General features: G+C 33.7%; 2 protein-coding genes. Both read left to right on the top strand.

Translation table 11 applies throughout. The features are described from left to right. Positions 1-521: helix-turn-helix domain-containing protein (locus tag HMPREF2613_RS11765; protein ID WP_070479602.1), on the top strand; the 521-nt coding region annotated here is incomplete at its 5' end. Positions 522-527: 6 nt separating this feature from the next. After that, entirely contained in the window at positions 528-797 is a 270-nt protein-coding gene (locus HMPREF2613_RS05590; protein ID WP_004261908.1) for a DUF4177 domain-containing protein, read from the top strand. Positions 798-988: the final 191 nt, after the last annotated feature.

Here is a 988-nt window from a genome sequence, read left to right as displayed (position 1 = left end):
ACGGTAAAGTAGGAATGACCCAGCAAGAAATAGCTGATGAAATAGGAGTTACAAAAAGAACTTACATTTATTGGGAAAAAGGTGAACGTCAAATTAAACCAGAAAAAGCCCAGCAACTTGCTGACTTCTTTGGGGTAAGTGTCGCAACTCTTTTAGGCCATGATAAAATATCTCCCGAAGAAATGACTACTAAATTACAAGATTTTTTTAAAAATCTTGATATGAATGAATTAAATAACATTAAACCTAATTATGATTTACTAAAAAAGGTTCAATCAGCATATGAGAACATTGAAAAACATATAAATAATCCTAAAAAATACGAGAATTTCGGCAAAGGCTTAGTGAATTTTAATCAAAGCTACATGCTGACTATAGAAAAGTTAATAATAAATGATGCTGAAATTGGTACAAATTTTGCAGATATTTTAATCAACTATATTTCTTTAAATGACTATGATAAAAAAATAGCTTTTGATTTAGTTAAAAAACTATCTGAGAGAGACGACGAAAAGGAGTAACCCCCCATGGGATTTTTTGACACTGTAAAACAAGAAGGAAGCTTTTCTACTGCATCTGGAGTAAATGGACTACACTACGTTGTCCTTCAGGTAACTTTGAAAGAAAAGTTTTTCGGCACTGGATCAGGAAACCTTACAGAATTGGAAGATGTTATCAATAAACAAGCTTCAAAAGGCTACCGCCTGCATACAATCACAACCGCCAATGGTGGAAGCAAAGGACTAGGCGGTGGTGACCGCATTCAAGCCACAATGGTATTTGAGAAGATTATCTAAAACCAAACTGCTAACCCTAAAAGGGGAATAGATTCTATCGGAAATTTTAAAATTTTTTTAATTAAATACTTGACAAGATATAAAAAAGCCCTTATAATTAACGTAATCGATGAATAGATGCGCTTAGCATCACACCAAAAGGGCTTCACTTTGTGAGGCCCTTTTGCGTTGTAGAAAGAGGAATTGATGAA

This window comes from Streptococcus sp. HMSC070B10, from assembly GCF_001808665.1.
Lineage (GTDB): Bacteria > Bacillota > Bacilli > Lactobacillales > Streptococcaceae > Streptococcus.
This window is presented reverse-complemented; position numbering and strand designations above follow the sequence as displayed.

Excerpts from the sequence above, each read along its gene's own strand:
- HMPREF2613_RS05590 (WP_004261908.1), top strand. The coding sequence starts at position 528 with ATGGGATTTTTTGACACTGTAAAACAAGAAGGAAGCTTTTCTACTGCA.